This window comes from Gordonia terrae, from assembly GCF_001698225.1.
GTDB classification, from domain to species: domain Bacteria; phylum Actinomycetota; class Actinomycetes; order Mycobacteriales; family Mycobacteriaceae; genus Gordonia; species Gordonia terrae.
Genome location: NZ_CP016594.1, coordinates 363,370 through 383,964, shown reverse-complemented (window position 1 = coordinate 383,964; position 20,595 = coordinate 363,370). Strand labels below are relative to the sequence as shown.

The following is a 20,595-nucleotide window of genomic DNA, read 5'->3' as shown; positions in this document are numbered from 1 at the left end:
CGCCACTCATCCGACCAGCGGCCCACCGAGTTTCCAGTATCCGAGGAACGCGACGTGATTCTTGTCCATGCCGAGTTCGTGTGTGAGGTACCGACGAATCCGGGTCGTCGTGGTCGATTCACCGGCGATCCAGGCATAGGCGGCCGGGAGCGTGTCCCGGAAGTCGCCGGCATGCCGAGCACCCCAGTCCCGCACCGCTTCTTCGAGCCGTCGGCCCGTGTCGGGCCCGCGGGTGACGTGCTGTATCCGAGCGTGCGGATGTCCCGCACCGACGATGTCGTCGAGTGGGTCGGCGAGTTCGAGCAACACATCCGTGCGGGTGGTGGGCGGCGTGGCGGCAATGATGTTGCCGATCGCCGGCATCGCGGATTCATCACCGATCAGGAGCAACCGATCAGGTGCGTGAGGTGGCTGGTAGTGAATTCCATAACCGGTGCGCCCGACCCGGACGTCCGGCCCGGTGATCACGAGACGGTCGCCGGCCGAACAGGTCAGAGCCCATCGCGAAGCCGGCCCGGCCGGCTCGTGGACGAACACGTCGACATCGATCTCACCCTGGTCGGGACGGATCGCCGACGGGGTGTAAGTCCGCAGCTCGTTCCTGCGATCCGCCGGGAGCTCCTTCCAACGGGTGTACCACTGCTTCGGGTGCGGGGTCGGGTCCTCGAGGAGTCCGAAGTCGGGTTCGGTGCCGTCGACCATGGGCAGGACGAGCTTGATGCGTTGGTCGAGGCCCCAGGGAGCGAAATTCCCCAGCGACGGGTCGAGCAGGGTGACGCGGATGAAGTTCGGCGAGATCCGTTGTGTGCTTGCGACTGTCACCGGGAATGCGCTGTACTCCCACGGTCGGGTCGATTCGATCGACTGCGTCATTGTGCTGCCTCCACGTGCGGGATGGATCCGACGGGCATCGGACGGGGTACGACGAGGGGCCCGCCGGTGATGGGGTCGGCGATGACGACATTGGGCAGGTCATAGATTTCTTCGACCCGTTGGCTGGTGACCACCTCCGCGGGTGGGCCTGCCGCGAGGATCTCACCCTCCCGCATGGCGATGATGTGATCGGCGTACCGGGCTGCGTGATTGAGGTCGTGCAGGACCGCGATGACGGTACGTCCCTGGCGGTTGAGATGCGCGAACAACTCCATGAGCTCCACCTGGTGGGCGATGTCGAGAAATGTTGTCGGCTCATCCAGGAGGAGAAGATCGGTCTCCTGCGCCAACACCATGGCCACCCAGATGCGTTGGCGTTGCCCGCCGGAGAGCTCGTCGACGCGTCGCGGGGCGAGATCGACAGTCCCCGTGGCCTCGAGCGCGTCGAGGACCGCCTGCTCATCGGCACTGCTCCATTGCCGCAGCAGACCCTGGTGCGGATATCGCCCCCGCGCAACGAGATCGGCGACGGTGATCCCGTCCGGCGCGATCGCGGACTGTGGGAGCAGACCGAGGCGCCGCGCCACGTCTTTCGCCGGCCGGCTCGAGATCGCCTTGCCGTCGAGGATCACCTGCCCGCACGTGGGCGCGAGAAGTCGTGACAGGCCACGGAGAAGTGTGGATTTGCCACACGCGTTCGGGCCGATGATCACGGTGAACGACCGGTCCGGGATCGACGCACTCAGCCCGGCGATGATGGTCTTGCCGTCGTAGCCGAGGGTCACGTCGTCGGCGCGCAACCGCACGGAGCCCTCGGTCGACGTGCGGGGCCGGTTGCCGGATGTGGGTGAGTGTTTGTCAGGCACGGCGACGGATCTCCTGGATGATCATGGCGACGAGGTAGATGCCTCCCACCGAGACGGTGACCACCCCGACGGGCAACGTCACGGGCAGAACGTGCTGGGCGATCACATCGGACGCCAGCAGCAACAGTGCCCCCACGAGCGCCGATATCGTCAGCGACAGATACGGAGTCGCGGACAGTCGTCGTGCGATCTGCGGGGCCGCGAGGGCGATGAAGGCGACCGGCCCGATGACCGCGGTCGCCGCGGACACGAGTGTGACGGCGCTGAGCAGTACCACTGTGCGAACGAGGGCGGGGCGGGCCCCGGTGGCCGCGGCCACGTCGTCACCGAGGTCGAGCTGCCGCATCCGCGGCGTCAGGACCGCCAGCACCATCACCGGGACGATCGCCACGCCTACGGCGCCGATCAAAGGCGTTGCGGTGACACCGTTGAGGCTCCCCGCACCCCAGGCGGAGGCGAACATCGCGGTGTCCAGCTCGACCTCGAGGAGCATCCACGTGTTGAGCGACGCCAGCATCGCCGCCACCCCGATGCCGGTGACGATGAGGCGGAAACCCTGCAATCCACCCTTGTAGGCGAGCATCCAGATGACTGCCGCGGTCACCACACCACCGACGACCGCTCCGGCTGTGATCTGCGACCAGCTCGCCGAGAACACCACAACGGTGACGAGCATGCCGGTGAACGCCCCGTTGGACAGACCCAGAATGTCCGGACTGACCAACGGGTTCCGGGTCACCGTCTGGAAGATCGCGCCGGCCACCGCCAGTAGTGCGCCGAGAATGATCGCGGCAAGGGTGCGTGCCAGTCGCCATTCGAAGACCACGGTGCGATCGAGCGCGTCGCCCCCGCCCAGCAGGGTCTCGACGACGGCAAGTGGCGACAACGGATAGGTTCCCAGCCCGAGTGCGACGACACCGAGGACGACGACGGCGAGACCGAGGCCGACACCCACGGCCACGCTGCGCGCCCGCACCGGCATCGCGTACGGACCGACGCCGATCACCCGCCGTCGGTAACCGACGTCGATCAACCCGGTGCCGGTCATGACAGCGTGCTCGCTCTCTGCCGCCGAACCAACAGGATCAGTACCGGCGCCCCGACGAACGCCGTGACGATGCCGACCGGAATCTCTGCCGGCGAGATGAGGATTCGCCCCAGCACGTCGGAGAGGAGGACGAGCACCGGCGCCAGGACCACCGACGCCGCCAGGATCCTGCGCTGGTCCACCCCGAACAACCACCGCGCCACATGCGGAACCATCAGTCCCACAAAGGCGATCGGCCCGGCGAGCGCGGTCGCGGTGCCTGCCAGAACCGTCACCGACGCGATGACGCCGATGCGGAGGGCGCGCACGTTCGCCCCCTGCGCCCGCGCGACATCCTCGCCCAGCGCGAGCGCATTCAACCCGGCGGCCAGCACGAACGCCGCGAGCAAGGCGACCGCTACGAGCGGCACGGTCGGGGCCAGCACATCCAGCCCGCGACCGACCAGCGAGCCCGCATTCCACGAACGCATGTGCTCGAAGGCATCCGGATTGCTCAGCGTCATACCCGTGGTCATGCCGGAGAACACCGCGCCCAGCGCCACGCCGGCCAGGGTGAGGCGCACCGGGTCGGCCGAACCGCGGCCCGACGAACCGATGACATACACCCCGAGCGTGACCACCAGTGCCCCCAGAAGCGCCAGCCAGACCGAGGTGAGAATGCTCTGCAACCCGAAGAACGCCACTCCGACCGCAACCGCGAACGCAGCGCCCGCGTTGACTCCCAGGATGCCCGGGTCGGCGAGCGGATTACGGGTGAACGCCTGGATCAACGCGCCGGCGGCGCCGAGTGCCGCCCCCACCACCAGGCCGACGGCCGTACGCGGGATCCGCAGCTCCATGACCACGTACCGCGCCTCGGGCGAACCGCCACCCCGGAGAACCTCGAGCACCGCTGCCGGTGTGATCGAGTTCGACCCGATCATCAGCGACATCGCCACCGCAACAATGAGAAGAAGCGCCACACCCATCAGGCCGATCGACGTCGGCAAGGCCCGCAGCATCCGTTCGGACGCCGCGTTCTCGCTGCCGGTGCCGGCGGGTGCGTCGATCAACGACGACATCAGGGTTTCTGGAGGAACCGCTCGATGTCGTCGAGAACAAGTGCGCCGCCCTTGAGCCCGACTCCCGAGATCCAATAGCTGGTGTCCACCAATGTCACCGACGGAAACGCAGCCCGGTTCTGGGTGATGGCAGCAGGGATCGTCGACGGGTCGTCGACATCACTCGTCGTGATGAACACGTCGTCGGCCACCGCCTGCCGGATGTTCTCCGGCGAGATGTCGGCCTGCAGACCGTCTTCCCATTCGCGGTCGGGGATCGTGTACCCCACACACTGCAGGGTCCCGCCGGCGAAGCTGGTCGGTCCGTACAGGCTCAGTGTCGTCTCGTCGCGCGGCCGGATCAGATTCGCTGTCTCGCCCTCGACGTCATACGTGTCCTTGATCTGGGCGCACCGCTCGTTGAAGCCGTTCAGCAATTCTTGCGCTTTGTCCTTGCGGCCCAACGCCTGCCCGACCAGGAGGACGTTCTCCTGCCAGGGGTCCGCCTGCGACGCCATGAAGACCGTCGGCGCGATCGACTCGAGCTGGTCGTACAGTTTGGAATGACGAGACTCGGTACCCAGGATCAGGTCCGGCTTCAAGGCGGCGATCGATTCCAGATCGGGTTCCGGCACCGTTCCGACCGGCTCCACCCCATCGACGCCCAGATACTTCGGAATCCCCGCCACGTTGCTGGCCACCGCGGCGCCCACCGGCGTCACCCCGAGCGCGACCGCGGTATCCAGTTCCACCGGCTCGAGCACGACGACCCGCTGCGGATTCTTCGGAACGTCTGCCGTGCCCCGGGCATGCTCCACACTCTGTGTTCCGCCACCGGCAGCCGAGTCGTCCTCGCCGTCCGACTGAGACGAGCACCCCGCCAATCCCACGACGATCGCCGCCGCCAGCACCACTCCACGTCGAACCACGGACGCACGCATGCAACAAGCCCTTTCACGAATCGGCGCTGCCGAGAGCGGCACCGGTCAACCCCGACCCTGCCAGTTAGCGCATCCTAACCTAACGGGTCGTGGCGGCAGTGAGGGGTCCGAGACGTGCCTCGAGCACGTGCCCCGGCGACCTCGAGTCCGCCAACTCACCCGCATGGGTGGGACATAATCGCGGACATGCAGAAGCCGGCTTGCCCGATCCGACGCCGGACCACACCCGAGGTCCGGGAGGCGCTGCTCGTCGCGGCCGTCGCCGAGCTCGACGAGGCCGGTCCGGAGAAGGCGAGCCTCCGCGCCATCGCTCGCCGCGTGGGAATCACCCATCAGTCGGTGGCCCACCACTTCGCCGATCGCCGTGCGCTGTTCACGGCGGTGGCCGTGCAGGGGTTCGACACCCTGCACGCCGAGCACACCCGTGCGCTCGAACAGCTGCCCGGCAATGCGCCGCTCGGAGAGGCGGTGGCCACTCTGGGCCAGGTCTACGTCCGGTTCGCGCGCGACCACCGCGCCGCGGTCGGCCTGATGATGGGTTCACGCCTGGTCGACAACAAGGCCCCGGAGCTGGTCGCGGCGCGGGCACGGGCGTGGGAACTCCACATGCGCACGGTCTCCGACGCCGCGGATGACGGCTGGGGCGGCGGAGTGCCCGGCAATCTCATCGCGATCGCGACCTTCGCGATGGCGCACGGGCTGGCCTCGCTGGAGACCGACTTCGCCACCGAGCTGCCCGACGGCATCAGGGTCGAGGACCTGCTGTCGTTGGTCAACGCCGCGATCATCACTCCCCCGCGTCACGATTCCTGAACCGCGGCCCGTCGACCCTGGTCCGTCAGAACAGGTGGGCCCTGCGACCCGCCGTGGCGCGGGCAGGGTGCGCAGGCCGATCGACCTGGCCGGTCGGGTAGGTGATCAACCTGGCCAACTCGGTTGCAACGTTGCGCGACTTAGTGTCGGGCGTCACATCTTCTTGGACCAGAGTTGCCCGGAGCACCGAGTGGCTGGCCCCTGAGTAAAGGGAGGCCATCATGGCCATCGACGATTCGGCGAGCGCGCACCACGCCGGGGGTGCGGACAGCCATTCGGAGTCTCCGGACTATCTGGCAAGACGCCAGCTCAAGGGCGGGACCGCGGGGTGGTTGCTGCTCGCCGGCCTGGGCGTGAGTTACGTGGTCTCCGGCGACTACTCGGGGTGGAATTTCGGACTGGCACAGGGCGGTTTCGGCGGGCTCGCGATCGCCGCGGTGGTGATCGCGGCCATGTACCTGTGCCTCGTGCTGGGAATGGCAGAACTGTCCTCGGCCCTCCCCGCGGCCGGTGGCGGTTACACGTTCGCGCGCCGCGCCCTCGGTCCATGGGGCGGCTTCGCCACGGGCACAGCGATTTTGATCGAGTACTCGATCGCACCGGCCGCGATTGCCACGTTCATCGGCGCCTACGTCGAATCATTGAACCTGTTCGGGATCACCGACGGTTGGTGGGTCTATCTGGCCGTCTATGCGATCTTCATCGGGATTCACCTGTCGGGCGCCGGTGAGGCATTGAAGGTGATGTTCGCGATCACCGCGATTGCGCTGATCGGCCTGGTGATCTTCGCGATCACCGCGATCGGGCACTTCGAGGTCGGCAATCTCACCGACATCGCACCGACCGACGCAGCCGGGGCGTCATCGTTCCTGCCGTTCGGTTACCTCGGCATCTGGGCGGCGATTCCGTTCGCGATCTGGTTCTTCCTGGCCATCGAGGGCGTGCCGCTCGCAGCCGAGGAGGCCGCCGATCCCGAACGCAACGTGCCGCGGGGCATCATCGCCGCGATCAGCGTTCTGCTCGTCACCTGCGTGACCGTGCTGTTCCTCACCACCGGCGCGGGTGGCGCAGGGCCGATGTCGGAGTCGGGCAATCCGCTCGTCGAGGCACTCGGGGATTCGTCGATGGCGAAGGTGGTCAACTACATCGGACTGGCCGGGCTGATCGCGAGCTTCTTCTCGATCATCTACGCATACTCGCGACAGTTGTTCGCGCTCTCGCGCGCAGGTTATCTGCCGCCCGTGTTGTCGGTGACCAACAAGCGCAAGGCGCCGACCCTGGCGCTGATCGTGCCCGGCATCATCGGTTTCCTGCTGTCGCTGACCGGGAAAGGTGACCTGCTGCTGAACATGGCCGTTTTCGGCGCGGCGTCGAGCTACGTGCTGATGATGGTCAGTCACATCATCCTGCGGCGGCGGGAACCCGACATGAATCGCCCCTACCGCACCCCCGGTGGCGTCGTCACCACCGGCTTCGCCCTCGTCGTCGCACTGATCGCCGTCATCGCGACGTTCCTGGTCGACGTGGTCGCAGCATTGTGCTGCCTCGGTGTGTTCGCCTTGTTCATGCTGTACTTCGCGCTGTACAGCCGCCATCACCTGGTGGCCAACTCTCCTGACGAGGAGTTCGCCGCCCTCGCCGAAGCCGAGGAGGATCTCCGATGAGCTACACCCAGACCATCTCGGGCACGACATACACATTCGACGGGCTGGTCGACCTGATGGCCAAGGCCACCCCCCGTCGCTCCGGCGACGAACTCGCCGGGTGCGCCGCCGAGTCCGATGCCGAACGTGCAGCTGCGGCTTGGCAACTCGCCGACCTCCCGCTGACGACCTTCCTCGAAAATCCCGTCGTTCCCTACGAGACAGACGAAGTCACCAGACTGATCATCGACACCCAGGACCGCCGCGCGTTCCAGGCGGTCGCACACCTCACCGTCGGCGGCCTTCGAGACTGGTTCCTGGAAACCGCGGTCCGGAAGGACAGCGCCGCCCGAATCGCCGCGGTCGCACCGGGACTGACACCAGAGATGGTTGCCGCGGTGTCGAAGATCATGCGCAACCAGGACTTGATCCTGGCCGCGTCGGCAGCAACGGTCTCCGCAGCATTCCGCACGACCGTCGGACTGCCCGGACGCATCTCCACCCGCCTACAGCCCAACCACCCCACCGACGATCCCCGCGGCATCGCCGCAGCAACCCTGGACGGACTGCTGATGGGGTGCGGGGACGCGGTCATCGGGATCAACCCGGCAACCGACTCGCCTCACGCCACCTCCGACCTGCTGCACCTGCTCGACGACATACGGCAACGCTTCGGAATTCCGATGCAGTCCTGCGTCCTGTCCCACGTCACCACCACGATCGAGATGATCGACCAAGGCGTGCCGGTCGACCTCGTGTTCCAGTCCATCGCCGGCACCGAGAAGGCCAACAGCAGCTTCGGGATCGACATCTCGATCCTGCGCGAAGCCAACGAGGCCGCACGGTCGCTGCATCGCGGCACGGTCGGCGACAACCTCATGTATCTCGAAACCGGGCAGGGGTCGGCGCTCTCCGCGAACGCTCACCTGGGGACCGGCGGCAAACCCGTCGATCAGCAGACCCTGGAGGCGCGCGCCTACGCAGTGGCCCGCATCCTCGAACCCCTGCTCGTCAACACGGTCGTCGGATTCATCGGGCCCGAATACCTCTACGACGGAAAGCAGATCATCCGGGCCGGCCTCGAGGACCACTTCTGCGGCAAGATCCTCGGCCTCCCCATGGGCGTGGACGTCTGCTACACCAATCACGCCGAAGCAGACCAGGACGACATGGACACTCTGCTGACCCTGCTCGGCGTTGCCGGGGCGGCCTTCGTCATCGCGGTCCCGGGCGCCGACGATGTCATGCTCGGCTATCAGAGCCTGTCGTTCCACGACGCGCTGTATGTTCGCCGCGCACTGGGCCTTCGCCCTGCCCCGGAGTTCGAGACCTGGCTCGCCGGGCTCGGCATGGTCGACCCCGACGGACGCATCCTGCCCGTCGATCTGGACACCTCACCCCTGCGATCACTGACCGTGGCCCGATGAACGCCTCCTCCCGGCCGGCGCAGGACCCCTGGGCCGAGTTGCGGCAGACCACACAGGCGCGCATCGGACTCGGCCGGGCGGGGAACTCGCTCCCGTCGCAGCGGGTGCTCGAGTTCAAGGCCGCCCACTCCGCCGCCCGCGATGCCGTTCACGAACCACTCGACGTCGCCGCCCTCACCGAGCAGATCAGCGACGTCGACATCGAGCCGGCGTTGCATGTCTCCAGCAGAGCCGGGTCCCGCGGTGAGTATCTACGACGACCCGACCTCGGACGGCAGCCCGACGACCTCTCACATCTGCCCGAGACCGGCTCGGACGTCGGGATCGTGCTCGCCGACGGTCTGTCGCCGCGCGCGCTCGTCGACCACGGACGCGGACTGCTCGCGGCGCTCATCGACGAGTTGGGCTCGCGGTTCTCGATCGCGCCCCCGGTGATCGCCACCCAGGCCCGGGTCGCCCTGGGTGATCACATCGGCGAAGCCCTCGGCGCGCAGACGATCATCGTGATCATCGGCGAACGTCCCGGTCTGTCGGTCGCGGACAGCCTGGGGATCTACCTCACCCACCTCCCCCGACCGGGGCGCAGCGATGCCGACCGGAACTGCATCTCCAACATCCACCCGCCCGGCGGGCTCGACTACACGACCGCGGCCGCCATCACCGCATCCCTCGTCGACGGCGCCCGCAAACTCGGACGATCGGGAGTCGCACTGAAGGACACCTCACGCGCCCAACTCGCCGAAGGCGGTGCGGGCGTTCTCGAGCACGCCGATGAGACCGTGGACAACGTCGAGTAGACGGTCTCGTCGCGCCGTCAGAGCATGTGCACCTTGCGGTAGATGCGCGCCGCGGGCCGGGTGAGCAGGCCGACGTCGTCGAGAAAACCCATCAGGTGCGCGCAGCCCGAGCGGACCATCGATTGGAAGTGGTGGTTGCGGCGCATCTCCCCCACGGCGCGACGGTGGTCCAAGCCGGCGTCGGCGTAGGCCTTGGGACGGACGAGACTGACCAGGATGTACGACACCGCCATCGCGGTGATCACCGAACTGAACTGTCGTCGAAGCCAATTGGCGTCCTGCATCGACTGGCGGACCTCTTCGCGAGCAAATCGCATGTGCCGGGATTCTTCCAGGACGTGGATCTCGTTGACGGTCCGCACGAGCGGCAGCACCCGGTCGTCGCGCATGCACCCGCGCTGCAGCACGTCCAGGACCTCCTCCGCGGCAAGGATTCCGGCGTAGGCGACTTCGCTGCCGGCAACCCGCATGAACAGCTTGCCGAAGCGACCCAGGCGCGGGTGCGGCGTATAGCTGGTCCCGGTCAGCTTGTACGACGTCTTGGCGAACATCAGCGAGTGCCGGCACTCGTCGGCGACCTCGGTCAGCGCGAACTGGAACTCCGGCCGGTGGTAGTCCCCGAGGTACTGGTCGCGGATCACCATCTCCTGCAGCATCATCTCGAACCAGATGCCGATGCTCATGATCGAGGCTGTCTCGTGCCTCGTGAGGGCGATCCGCTGCTGCTCGGTCATCTCGTCCCAGTACGCGGTGCCGTACAGCGTCGACCATTCCGGGCTGCAGCCGTACTTGCCCGGGTCGAGCGGCGCCTCCCAGTCGATCTCCGTCAGCGCATTGCGCGACAACCGCGCGGCCGACGCCAGCAGTCGCTGCGACACCTCGTCGATCCCGTCGTCGGAACGGGTCACATCACTGAGCGCTTCCATGCCGGACTCCTCGTCGTACGCGGGACTGCGTCTGTGATGCATGCCACCACGGATCGTGCCATCAGTCAATGGTTCGTTTCCTGATGGCACCGACGGGCCTCGTGTCCACCGGTGCGCCTCCCGGACCCGGCCCCGGCATGACGGTCGGTGGGCACCTCGCCCAGGTACCCTCTCTAGCGATGTCTACTGAAGAGTTGCTGCCGATCACGACCCGCAAGCTCGTGGGCTGGTCTCGCACCACCCCGATCGAGGGTCATGTCCTGTCCACGCCGTACCCCGAGGTCATCGCCGAGGCCGTGGCCCGCGTGGCCGACGACAACGCGGACAAGCCGGATTACCTCAAGCGCGGCGTCATCGCCCGTGGACTCGGTCGCTCCTACAACGAGTCGGGCCAGAACAGCGGCGGCCTCACGATCGACATGACGCCACTGACCAGGATCTATGCCATCGACGACGAATCGGCCACCGTCGATGTCGATGCCGGCGTCTCCCTGGACGCGCTCATGCAGGCAGCGCTCCCGCACGGCCTGTGGGTGCCGGTTCTTCCGGGCACCCGCCAGGTGACGGTGGGCGGCGCGATCGCGCACGACATCCACGGCAAGAACCACCACAGCCAGGGCAGCTTCGGCAATCATGTCGTCGAGATGCAACTCCTCGTCGCCGACGGACGGGTCCTGACCCTGACCCCGGGCGGCTCGGCCGACGATCCCACCGGCGAACTCTTCTGGGCGACCATCGGCGGCATCGGACTGACCGGGATCGTGTTGCGGGCGACGATCCAGATGAAGCGCACCGAGAGCGCGTACTTCATCGCCGACACCGCTCGTACCGGCTCGCTGCAGGAAACCATCGACCTGCACCTCGAGGACGGCTTCGAGAACGGGTACGAGTACGCCTCGGGCTGGTTCGACACCATCAGCGCACCGCCCAAGCTGGGCCGCGGCACCTTCTCGCGGGGCAACCTCGCCCGCGTCGACGAACTGCCGGAGAAGTACCGGGACAACCCGCTGTCGTTCAACAACAAGCCGTTGGTCCGGTTCCCCGACATCTTCCCGCGCGGGCTCGCCAACAAACTCAGCTTCTCCGCGGTCGGCGAGGCCTACTACCGGATCGGACCGCCGAGCGAGGGCAAGGTCAAAAATCTCGCGCAGTTCTATCACATGCTCGACGTGTTCGGTGACTGGAACAACGCGTACGGACGCGGTGGCGGCTTCTGCCAGTACCAGTTCATCGTCCCGACCGGCAACGAGGGCGAGTTCACCGCACTCATCGAGGACATCCAGGCGTCGGGCCACGTCAGCTTCCTCAACGTCATCAAGCTCTTCGGCGAGGGCAACCGGGCGCCCCTGAGCTTCCCGTTCAAGGGCTGGAACGTCTGCCTCGACTTCCCCGTCAAGGCCGATCTCGCCGAGTTCCTCAACGAGCTCGACCGCCGCGTCATGTCGATGGGCGGCCGCCTCTACACCGCCAAGGACTCGCGCACGTCGGCGGAGAACTTCCACGCCATGTACCCGGAGATCGACGAGTGGATCGCCACGCGTCGTCGGATCGACCCCAACCGGGTGTTCATGTCGGACATGGGCCGGCGACTCGAACTCGCCTGACTCCCAGCCTTTCCGACGCACCCCACCGACCTGCACGTCATCGAAAGCGAGTACACATGTTGAACGCCGTGGGCGCCCCGCAGTCCATCCTGGTCCTGGGCGGCAGCTCCGAGATCGGGCTCGCCATCACCGCCGAGTACCTGACCAAGGGCCCGGCGCGGGTCATCCTCGCCACCCTGCCGGGTGATCCCACCGCCGCCGCGGCCGTGGCGAAGGCCAAGAACGCCGGCGCCACCGAGGTCACCCAGATCGACTTCGACGCCCGCGCCACCGACACCCACCGGGCCGTCATCGACAAGGCATTCGCCGACGGCGACGTCGACGTCGCGATCGTCGCCTTCGGCATCCAGGGCGACGACGAACAGGCCTGGCAGGATCACGGCCTCGCCGTCGCCGAAGCCGAGATCAATTACACCGCAGCGGTGTCCGTCGGCGTGCTGCTCGGTGAGAAGTTCAAGGCCCAGGGACACGGTCAGATCATCGCCATGAGTTCGGTCGCCGGCGAGCGCGTCCGTCGCAGCAACTTCGTGTACGGGTCCACCAAGGCCGGCCTCGACGGGTTCTACCTCGGACTCGGAGAGGCGCTGCGCCCCTTCGGTGCTCGCGTCCTCGTCATCCGTCCCGGCCAGGTGCGCACCCGGTTGTCGGCGCATGTCAAGGAAGCGCCGCTCACGGTCGACAAGGAAGATGTGGGGCGCCTGGCCGTGGCCGCGGCCACCAAGGGCAAGGAGATCGTCTGGGTGCCGGGACCGTTCCGCTACATCATGATGGTGCTGCGTCACATCCCGCGGCCGATCTTCCGCAAGCTGCCGATCTGATCCCAGTCGACGATGACGCATCCCGCCACCACTGACAGCTCCGACGCCACAGCAACAATCGACGGCGACGCCCAGGGCCGGCCCGGAACGACTGCCGGTTACGGGCGGACGGCACTGTCACTGCTGATCGCCGTGGTGGTCGGCGGGGTGGTGTCGATGGCGGGACTGACGGCCATCGGAACCGTCGACTGGCCGGCGTTCAACTCCTCCAACGTGACCCGGTCGCTGACGACCGCCGGGCAGGTGCTCGCCATCGCCATCCTGGTGGTGGCCGCACTGCTCTACCGGTACGGCAAGGGACGCCTGCTGGTGCCGGCGCTGTCCGCGGCCGCGATGTCGGGATTCGTCACCGTCACCATCGGAATGCCGCTGGGCGCAACACGTCTCTACCTGTTCGGATTGTCGGTCGATCAGGAGTTCCGCACCGAGTACCTCACCCGGATGACGTCGAGCCCGCACCTCGCGGACATGACCTACACCGACCTGGCGCCCTATTACCCGGCCGGCTGGTTCTGGTGGGGTGGCCGCTTCGCCAACCTGCTCGGCCAGCCCGGCTGGGAGGCCTACAAGACGTGGGCGATCGTGTCGATGTCGGTCGCGGCAGCCGTGGGCGTCATCCTGTTCATTCGCATGTTCGGCGCGGATCGCGGTGTCGCGCTCGGGCTCGCGGTCACGACCGTCACTCTCCTGTATGCCTCGCCGGAACCGTACGCCGCAATTCTGGTGCTGATCGGCGTGCCGATGCTGATCACCCTGACCTACGCGCTGCGCGGGCGAACGCGAGCCGCCGACGGACCGGTGGGCCCGCTGTTCGGCGCGACGAGCTGGCCTGCCGTGGCGGCATCCGGTGTGTTCCTGGGTATCTCGGCCGCGACCTACACGCTCTACACCGGGTTGTTCGCCCTCACCGCCGTCCTCTTGGCCGGCTACTTCGCTGTGCAGGGATGGCTGGGCGCGTCGAACAAGGCCACTCCATCGGCGACCGTCACGAGCCGACGACGCGGCGTGGTGCTCGCGGTGGTCGGTCGCCTGGTCGCCGTCGGGGTCATCTCCGGACTGATCGCACTGCTGGTCTGGGCGCCCTACCTCTGGGCGCGCCTGACCAATACCCCCGCCAGCGGGGGGACCGCCGAACACTATCTGCCCGAGCGCGGTTCGGTGTTGCCGCTCCCGATGTTCGGCCTGGATCTCGTCGGCGCCATCACGATGATCGGCCTCCTGTGGATCCTGGTGCGCTTCCGCACACGCACCGTCGCCCTGGCGATGGGCGTCACGGTCGTCACGGTCTACCTGTTCTGTCTGCTGTCGATGCTGATGACCGCACTGGGCACCACCCTGCTCTCGTTCCGCCTCGAGCCCATCCTGGTCGCCACCCTGAGCGCGGCCGGGGTCTTCGGCGTCGTCGATCTCACGCACTGGGCAGTGCGCCGGTTCGGCGACGTGCGCGTCGTCGTGGGGGCACTCGCCGTTCTCTCGGCCATCGCGATGGCACAGAGCATCCCGGGCCATCTGGGGACCGAGATCACCACCGCCTACACCGACACCGACGGCTACGGCGAACGCGCCGATGCCCGCCCGGCCGGCGCCGAATCGTATTTCGCGGAGCTGGACACACTGATCCGTGAGCAGACCGGCAAGCCGCGCACCGACAACGTCGTTCTCACCGCCGATTTCGGGTTCCTGTCGATCTACCCCTACTGGGGTTTCCAGGGACTCACCTCCCACTACGCGAATCCGCTCGCCGAATTCGACAAGCGCGCAGCGGCGATCGCGCGATGGGCGGAGAGCGAGAACGCCGACCAGCTCGTCGACGCCCTCGACCGCTCGCCGTGGACTCCGCCGAATGTCTTCCTGTTCCGGTACAGCGCAGACGGTTACACACTCCGTCTCGCCGAGGACGTCTATCCCAACGACCCCAACGTGAAGCGCTACACGGTCACCTTCGACCCCACGGTCTTCGACGACCCGCGCTTCGAGGTCACAGAGCGCGGCCCGTTCGTCCTCGTCGTCCGGAAGTGATCACGATGCGGCTCCCGTTCGGCACCTCGCGTCCGATGACGATCACCCGGGTCGACGGCGATTCCTCGACGACGCACTTCGTCTCCACCGACGTCGTGAACTGGATCCTCCTGGAGGAGGACGGTGAACTGACGCTGATCGACGGCGGTTACCCGGGGCAGGCCGGTCAGGTCGTCGAATCCATCGAGCGGATCGGCCGCACGCCCGAGGATGTGCGCGGCGCACTGCTCACCCACGCCCACGTGGATCACCTCGGCGGCCTCGTGAAGCTGCAGGCGCAGTACGGGTTCGACGTCTACATGGACGCGGTCGAGGTGGATCACGCGCTGCGCCACCACCTTCAGCAGGCCAATGCACTCGACCTCGCCCCGCAGGTCGCGAATCCGCGACTATGGGCATGGCTCGCCAAGACCACTCCGCTCGGTGTCCTCAGCCGCGCGGGCCTGGCACGGGCGTCGGGTTTCCCCGTCGACGCCGCCGTCGACGAGCGGCAACCGCTCGATCTCCCGGGTGCGCCCGTCCCCGTCGCGAGTCCCGGCCACACCGACGGCCACAGCGCCTACCTCGTCGCCGACGGCCGCGCCCTGGTATCCGGCGACGCGCTCGTGAGCGGACACGAGATCTCGACGATCACCGGCCCACAGTGCATCCCGTCGCTCTTCCAGCACGACGAACCCACGGCTCGACGCAGCGTCGAACGATTCACCGAGCTCGAGGCCGACATACTGCTTCCCGGCCACGGACCGATCCATCGCGGCGGAGTCGCCACGGCCGCACGTGAGGCGCTGTCGCGCTGACGCGGACGGCCTCGACTCCGCCCGATCTGAGGTTCCCTGGTAAGGATCTCTGCGCCGCCGACGTTGGAGATGCGCATGAACGTTCCCCGAGATGCCCTCGACCCTGAACTGCTGAAGATCGTCGCCGATCACCAGCAGTCGATCCTCATCACGCTCCGGCGTGACGGACGACCACAATCGTCCAACGTCGTTCATGTCTGGGAGCCGGAGACCGAGTCTGCGCTGATCTCGGTCACGGCGCCGCGCGCGAAGTCGCGCAACGTCGAGCGTGATCCCCGGGTCAGTCTCCATGTCCTCGGCGACGGATTCTTCTCGGGTTACGCCGTGGTCGAGGGCACGGGCTCGTTGAGTCCGGTGGCGGCGGCTCCGGACGACGCGACCGTCGACCACCTGGTCGCCTGGTATCGGGCGTTTCGCGGTGAGGATCATCCGGATTGGGACGAGTATCGGGCCGCGATGGTGCGCGAACAGCGGCGACTGCTGCGCGTGCGGGCCGAGCGACTCTACGGAATGACCCGCCTACCGCGCTGACCGCCGCCACCGGACCAGGGTGCGACGCCGCTACTACTCGAAGCCCACGAAGGTGGTGGCCTCTTCGACCGACTTGCGCTCGGAGATCACCGAGTTGGCCGGAAACGTATCATCGGGCCAGCCCAGCGCGATGCTCTTCATGATCACCTGGTCGTCCGGAATCCCGGCGTGTTCTCTGACCACGGGTGACTGCATGATGCCTTGACTGTTGATGACCGCGCCCAGACCGCGGGACCAGGCGGCGTTGACCAGTGCGGTCGAGACCGCCCCGCAGTCGAATGGCGTGTCGTCGCTGCCGTCGAGGATGCGGTCGTAGGTCACGATCACGCACACCGGGGCATCGAATTGGCGGAAACCGCGCAGCACCCAGTCCTGCCGCATCTCGGTGTCCTCGCGCGCGATGCCCATGGCACCGAACAGCTGCTTGGCGACCTGGACCTGGCGGTCGCGGTGCGGGCCGGTGAACTTCTCCGCACCTGTCCGGAACTCTCGCGAATGAGGGACACCCGCGAGATTGCGCTCGGTGTTACCGGCGCGGATGCGATCGAGCGGCTCGCCGGTGATCACGTGGAAGTTCCACGGCTGCGTGTTCATCGACGACGGTGCCCGCATCGCGAGAGCGAGGATCTCCTCGATCAGTTCCCGGGGGACCGGGTCCGGCGTGAACCCGCGAATGCTGCGACGCCCCAGAACCACTTCGTCGTACTGCATCGTCGATCTCTCCTCGCACAAGTCGAACGACCCGATCATCGTCGACGGACCGGCGCTGAACACAGTGTCCGGCGACCAGTGAACAGGTTACATTCGGCGATCTCGGGCGTTGGGACGACGCTGTGCGCAGGCTCCCGGTCGTGCTGCATCGCGCAACTAAAGGTAGGTTTACCTAGCAAGCTGGCGGGGCCGGAGGAGGGGCCGAGTCCCGCACGGCGTGGCACCGTTGCCCGGGCTCGAGTTCCCGTGGCCCGTCCATGACCGTCGACGTTCCCGCCTCCGCGGAAGTTTGAGGACATGACCAGCCAAAACCCTCTCGAGACACGTCCGACTCACCCCGATGGTGCGGTCGTCACCGACCTCCCGGGCACCGGCACCGCGCGCACCGCTGCCGCCCGCTGGCGAGCGGTGGCCGCGGCCCGTGGCGACGCGATCGCGATCCGGACGCCCGAGCAGTCCATCACCTTCGCGGATGCCGCCAGACGAGTCGACGACCTCACGCGCACGATCACCGCGACGACCGACTCGGGCCGACCCGTCGCAGTGGAGATCGAATCCGACATCGACTCGGTCATCGCGATGCTCTCCGTGCTGTGCTCCGGGCGGCCCCTCGTCCTCATCGACCCGTTCCTGCCACCGGACCGACGCGACGTCGTGCTGGAACGCTCCGGTGCGCAACTGCTGGACACCTACGCCGAGGCCGAGCCCTCGCGAACTGACGTCGTCGAGCCAGGACCGAGCGATCCGGCGGTCCTGCTGTTCACCTCGGGATCGACCGGAACCCCCAAAGGCGTTGTGCTGTCGCAGAAGATGCCGGTCAACCATGCCCGGGACGGCCGCCGTTTCCTCGGCATGCGGCCGGCGGATCGTGCCGTGGTCCTCCTACCGCTCAGTTTCGGCGGCGGCCTGGACGCCCTCGCGATGAGCCTGCTCAACGGGTCGACCATGCTGTTGTGGGACGTCCGCCGCCGCACCACCACCGGGTTGCGGGACTGGCTGGTCGCGCAGGAGGCGACGACCGCACACTGCACCCCGTCGCTGCTGCGGTCGTGGCTGGGTGAACTGTCGGCCGACGACGCCGTCGACTCGCTACGCCTGCTGTCCACGTGTGGCGAACCGACGCATCGTGCCGATGTGCAGCTGGCCCGCGACACGATCCTCGCCGGCGGGGTCTTCTGTTGCTGGGCAGGCGCATCGGAGGTCGGCAACCTGGCCTTCAATCTGTTCCCACCCGACCGGGACATCGAACCGGGCGCCATTCCGGTGGGTGTACCGGCATCGGACAAGTCCGTCCGCATCGTCGACGCCGACGGCAACGACCTGCCCGTCGGCGCCACCGGTGAGGTCCTTGTCGAGTCCGCTCACATCGCGTCCGGTTACCACCGGAATCCGGAGCTGACCGCCGAGCGTTTCATCCAGCTCCCCGACGGCCGAGCCCGCTATCGCACCGGGGATCTGGGACGACTCGACGAGTCCGGCGAACTCGCGCTCCTCGGACGCAGCGACGACGCGATCAAGATCCGCGGCTACCTCGTCGAACCACTGGAGGTGGAAGCCGCGCTCCGCGCCCTGGCCTGGACCACCGACGCGGTCGTCACCGCCGACCGCGACGAAGCCCGGCTCACCGCCCACGTCGCCGTGGATCCCGAGAAGTGGTCGCCCTCGCCGGCCGAGATCCGGCAGGAGCTCGGGAAGACGTTGACACCGTGGATGATCCCGCGTGACATCGTCGTCCTCGCCGAACTACCCCGCAACGAGCGCGGCAAGGTGGACCGGGCAGCACTGCCACCGCCGCCCGCCCGCCCCGATCACGAGCCGCCCCGCGGGATGACCGAGATGGCGCTGCACCGATTCTGGTGCCAGATCCTCGGTCTCGAATCCATCGGCCGCAACGAGGATTTCGTCGAGCTCGGGGGCGATTCGCTGGCCGCGGCGAAGATGCTGGCCGAGGTTCAGCATCATCTCCAACTCGACGTGAACACCGCAATGCTCGCCGAGGCGCCGACCATCGCGCTGTTCGCGCAGCGCATCGAGTCCGCCGCCAGGGAACGTTCGGCGAATGCCTCGGGTGCCACCCTCATCCCGCTGCGAAAGGGTACCGGCCGACCGATCTTCCTGGTCGCCGGCGCCGGCAGCCTCGCAACGAGTCTGACCCCGGTCGTCCGCGCACTACAGACCGACCGCCCGGTCTACGCGATCCAGTCGCGGGGCGTCGAAAAGCGCGGCCGCGCCGATCATTCCGTTCGCGCCGCGGCACGACGGGCGATCGACGACATCCGGTCGGTTCAACCCCACGGGCCGTATCAGGTCGGCGGTTATTCGCTCGGCGGTTTCGTCGCGATGGAAGTCGCTGCGCGGTTGACCGACGCGGGCGAGACGTGCGATCCGGTCGTCGTCCTCGACTCGCTGTTCGACCCGGTACTGGCTCGCCGGGTCCGCGGCGAGAAGGGAGGAGTCCTCGACCGGTTGCGTGCCCGACGCGGCGACACCCAGGACACCGCCCTCCCCGACCGCACCGGGGACGATCCCACCCCGGCGAAGGAGCCGCTCCCCCAACGGGTGGTGAAGGAGATCGTGCTCGCGGTCCTCGTGCCCACCGCCGGCATGGTGCAGCTCCCGACCCCCGTGCAGTGGGTCGTGTTCTTCCGCTTGGGCACGAGGATGATCCGCCGCTACCGGCCGCGCGACCACGCCGGCCCCGTCGGCGTCATCCGGGCGCGCACCAATCCCGATGACCCGGACCTGTGGCGGCGGATGTCGTCGGGCGAGGTGAGCTTTTACGACGTCTCCGGCGATCACATCTCGATGATCCGCGCACCCCACGCCGCCGACACCGCCCGGGCGATCGACGAGGTGTTGAAGTCGTCAGCACGCTGAGAGGCGCGCTCCCCCACCCTTGAGAAGCAGGAAATCCTGCGGCTCAACCCCGCTCGGCACGGAGTTTGATGTCGGCGAGACGGCGGTCCCAGCCTCGTCCGATGGCGTCGAGCCGGTGCGCGACCCGGGAGAGCTGCGTCCCCACGGCTTCGTATCGGATCTCGCGGCCGACCCGTGACGAGGTCACCAACCCTGCCTCGGTGAGGACGCGGAGGTGTTTCGCGATCGCTTGCCTACTGATCGGGAGCTCGTCCGCGAGACGTGACGCGGATGCGGGTTCCGAACCCAGGCGCGTGAGGATCTGCCATCGGCTCTCATCGGACAGCGCGGCAAAGACCTCGACCGATGCGACGTCAGGCATGCACGCCGCCGAGATGTGTTCGCGCCAATTCGAGTTCGATGGTCCACCCCTCGTTGTTGCCGTCGAACCGCGCGCGCCGCTCGGCATCCGTTCCGGGGAGGGACGCGAAGCCGGACTCCACGACCTTGAGGACAACGCCGGATTCCGATGGCGTGATCCAGAACTCGACGAGCGTCGAATCCGACTGCGGATCAGCGGAGTCGGCGAGCCACCGAAACGCGGCGTATCTCGGTTCGTCGAGTGCGATGGTGCGGAACGTGAAGGCGCCGTGAGCCGGGTCGTGGATGGTCGACAGGTCTCCGTCGCGTTCGATCCGGTGCTCGGTGATCGCCTTGTCGTTGATGAACCACCCCGGCTCGCTGACCAGAGACCAGACCCTCTCGGCGGATGCGTCGATCGAGATCTCGCGCTCGATCCGGTCGAATTCGGCTGTCGCCGAACCGGTCACGTCATATGTATCTGTGTCGTCATTCATCGGTGCTCCCTCGTCGCCGGTTATTGAT

Annotated in this window: 19 protein-coding genes; 10 read left to right on the top strand and 9 right to left on the bottom strand. The window is 67.4% G+C overall.

Annotated features, from left to right (window positions below):
• Positions 1-6: 6 nt before the first annotated feature.
• Genes BCM27_RS01730 through BCM27_RS01710 form a run of 5 tightly spaced genes read right to left on the bottom strand, consistent with a single transcriptional unit; the run spans position 7 to position 4,768 of the window.
• Positions 7-873 (bottom strand): siderophore-interacting protein, encoded by an 867-nt coding sequence (locus BCM27_RS01730; RefSeq protein ID WP_004021832.1) that lies wholly within the window; start codon positions 871-873, stop codon positions 7-9.
• Positions 870-1,739 carry an ABC transporter ATP-binding protein gene (locus BCM27_RS01725; RefSeq protein ID WP_004021833.1) on the bottom strand — a complete coding sequence of 290 codons (870 nt, stop codon included), beginning with the start codon at positions 1,737-1,739 and terminating at the stop codon, positions 870-872. The genes BCM27_RS01730 and BCM27_RS01725 overlap by 4 nt, the downstream gene beginning before the upstream one ends.
• Positions 1,732-2,787 (bottom strand): FecCD family ABC transporter permease, encoded by a 1,056-nt coding sequence (locus BCM27_RS01720; RefSeq protein WP_004021834.1) that lies wholly within the window; start codon positions 2,785-2,787, stop codon positions 1,732-1,734. The genes BCM27_RS01725 and BCM27_RS01720 overlap by 8 nt, the downstream gene beginning before the upstream one ends.
• Positions 2,784-3,848, bottom strand: a complete 1,065-nt coding sequence (locus tag BCM27_RS01715; protein ID WP_004021835.1) for an iron chelate uptake ABC transporter family permease subunit — start codon at positions 3,846-3,848, stop codon at positions 2,784-2,786. The genes BCM27_RS01720 and BCM27_RS01715 overlap by 4 nt, the downstream gene beginning before the upstream one ends.
• Positions 3,848-4,768 carry an ABC transporter substrate-binding protein gene (locus BCM27_RS01710; RefSeq protein WP_004021836.1) on the bottom strand — a complete coding sequence of 307 codons (921 nt, stop codon included), beginning with the start codon at positions 4,766-4,768 and terminating at the stop codon, positions 3,848-3,850. The genes BCM27_RS01715 and BCM27_RS01710 overlap by 1 nt, the downstream gene beginning before the upstream one ends.
• A gap of 186 nt (positions 4,769-4,954) precedes the next feature.
• Here BCM27_RS01710 and BCM27_RS01705 point away from each other — a divergent pair, with 186 nt between their 5' ends.
• The 4 genes from BCM27_RS01705 (at position 4,955) to eutC (ending at position 9,448) form a co-directional block, all read left to right on the top strand.
• Positions 4,955-5,581: a TetR/AcrR family transcriptional regulator gene (locus BCM27_RS01705; RefSeq protein ID WP_004021837.1), complete on the top strand. Its 627-nt coding sequence runs from the start codon at positions 4,955-4,957 to the stop codon at positions 5,579-5,581.
• 221 nt (positions 5,582-5,802) lie between these two features.
• A complete protein-coding gene (gene eat, locus BCM27_RS01695) occupies positions 5,803-7,245 on the top strand; it encodes an ethanolamine permease (RefSeq protein ID WP_004021838.1) in 1,443 nt (480 codons plus the stop codon).
• Positions 7,242-8,651, top strand: a complete 1,410-nt coding sequence (locus BCM27_RS01690; RefSeq protein ID WP_004021839.1) for an ethanolamine ammonia-lyase subunit EutB — start codon at positions 7,242-7,244, stop codon at positions 8,649-8,651. Before eat ends, BCM27_RS01690 begins: the two co-directional genes overlap by 4 nt.
• Entirely contained in the window at positions 8,648-9,448 is an 801-nt protein-coding gene (gene eutC / locus BCM27_RS01685) for an ethanolamine ammonia-lyase subunit EutC (RefSeq protein ID WP_004021840.1), read from the top strand. Before BCM27_RS01690 ends, eutC begins: the two co-directional genes overlap by 4 nt.
• A gap of 17 nt (positions 9,449-9,465) precedes the next feature.
• Here eutC and BCM27_RS01680 read toward each other — a convergent pair whose 3' ends face one another.
• Positions 9,466-10,374 (bottom strand): AurF N-oxygenase family protein, encoded by a 909-nt coding sequence (locus BCM27_RS01680; protein ID WP_004021841.1) that lies wholly within the window; start codon positions 10,372-10,374, stop codon positions 9,466-9,468.
• A 179-nt stretch (positions 10,375-10,553) separates the two neighbouring features.
• Here BCM27_RS01680 and BCM27_RS01675 point away from each other — a divergent pair, with 179 nt between their 5' ends.
• From BCM27_RS01675 to BCM27_RS01655, 5 genes are all read left to right on the top strand, one after another.
• The gene (locus BCM27_RS01675; protein WP_033204689.1) at positions 10,554-11,978 is read left to right on the top strand and encodes a decaprenylphosphoryl-beta-D-ribose oxidase; all 1,425 of its coding nucleotides are present in this window, start codon (positions 10,554-10,556) and stop codon (positions 11,976-11,978) included.
• 56 nt (positions 11,979-12,034) lie between these two features.
• A complete protein-coding gene (locus BCM27_RS01670; protein ID WP_004021843.1) occupies positions 12,035-12,796 on the top strand; it encodes a decaprenylphospho-beta-D-erythro-pentofuranosid-2-ulose 2-reductase in 762 nt (253 codons plus the stop codon).
• 12 nt (positions 12,797-12,808) lie between these two features.
• A complete protein-coding gene (locus BCM27_RS01665; RefSeq protein ID WP_004021844.1) occupies positions 12,809-14,815 on the top strand; it encodes a galactan 5-O-arabinofuranosyltransferase in 2,007 nt (668 codons plus the stop codon).
• 5 nt (positions 14,816-14,820) lie between these two features.
• Entirely contained in the window at positions 14,821-15,612 is a 792-nt protein-coding gene (locus BCM27_RS01660) for an MBL fold metallo-hydrolase (protein WP_004021845.1), read from the top strand.
• Between the two features lie 75 nt (positions 15,613-15,687).
• Positions 15,688-16,143: a PPOX class F420-dependent oxidoreductase gene (locus tag BCM27_RS01655; protein WP_004021846.1), complete on the top strand. Its 456-nt coding sequence runs from the start codon at positions 15,688-15,690 to the stop codon at positions 16,141-16,143.
• A gap of 33 nt (positions 16,144-16,176) precedes the next feature.
• Here the strand turns inward: BCM27_RS01655 and BCM27_RS01650 are convergent, their stop codons facing one another.
• Complete coding sequence (locus BCM27_RS01650; RefSeq protein WP_004021847.1) at positions 16,177-16,854, bottom strand: nitroreductase; 678 nt, start codon at positions 16,852-16,854, stop codon at positions 16,177-16,179.
• Between the two features lie 297 nt (positions 16,855-17,151).
• On the opposite strand from BCM27_RS01650, the gene BCM27_RS01645 reads away from it, so the two are divergent.
• Complete coding sequence (locus BCM27_RS01645; protein ID WP_004021848.1) at positions 17,152-19,731, top strand: alpha/beta fold hydrolase; 2,580 nt, start codon at positions 17,152-17,154, stop codon at positions 19,729-19,731.
• Between the two features lie 43 nt (positions 19,732-19,774).
• Here the strand turns inward: BCM27_RS01645 and BCM27_RS01640 are convergent, their stop codons facing one another.
• Together BCM27_RS01640 and BCM27_RS01635 are read right to left on the bottom strand one after the other, a co-directional pair.
• Positions 19,775-20,092, bottom strand: coding sequence for an ArsR/SmtB family transcription factor (locus BCM27_RS01640; RefSeq protein ID WP_004021849.1), 318 nt, complete (start codon positions 20,090-20,092; stop codon positions 19,775-19,777).
• A complete protein-coding gene (locus BCM27_RS01635; RefSeq protein ID WP_004021850.1) occupies positions 20,085-20,567 on the bottom strand; it encodes an SRPBCC domain-containing protein in 483 nt (160 codons plus the stop codon). The genes BCM27_RS01640 and BCM27_RS01635 overlap by 8 nt, the downstream gene beginning before the upstream one ends.
• Between the last annotated feature and the right edge of the window lie 28 nt (positions 20,568-20,595).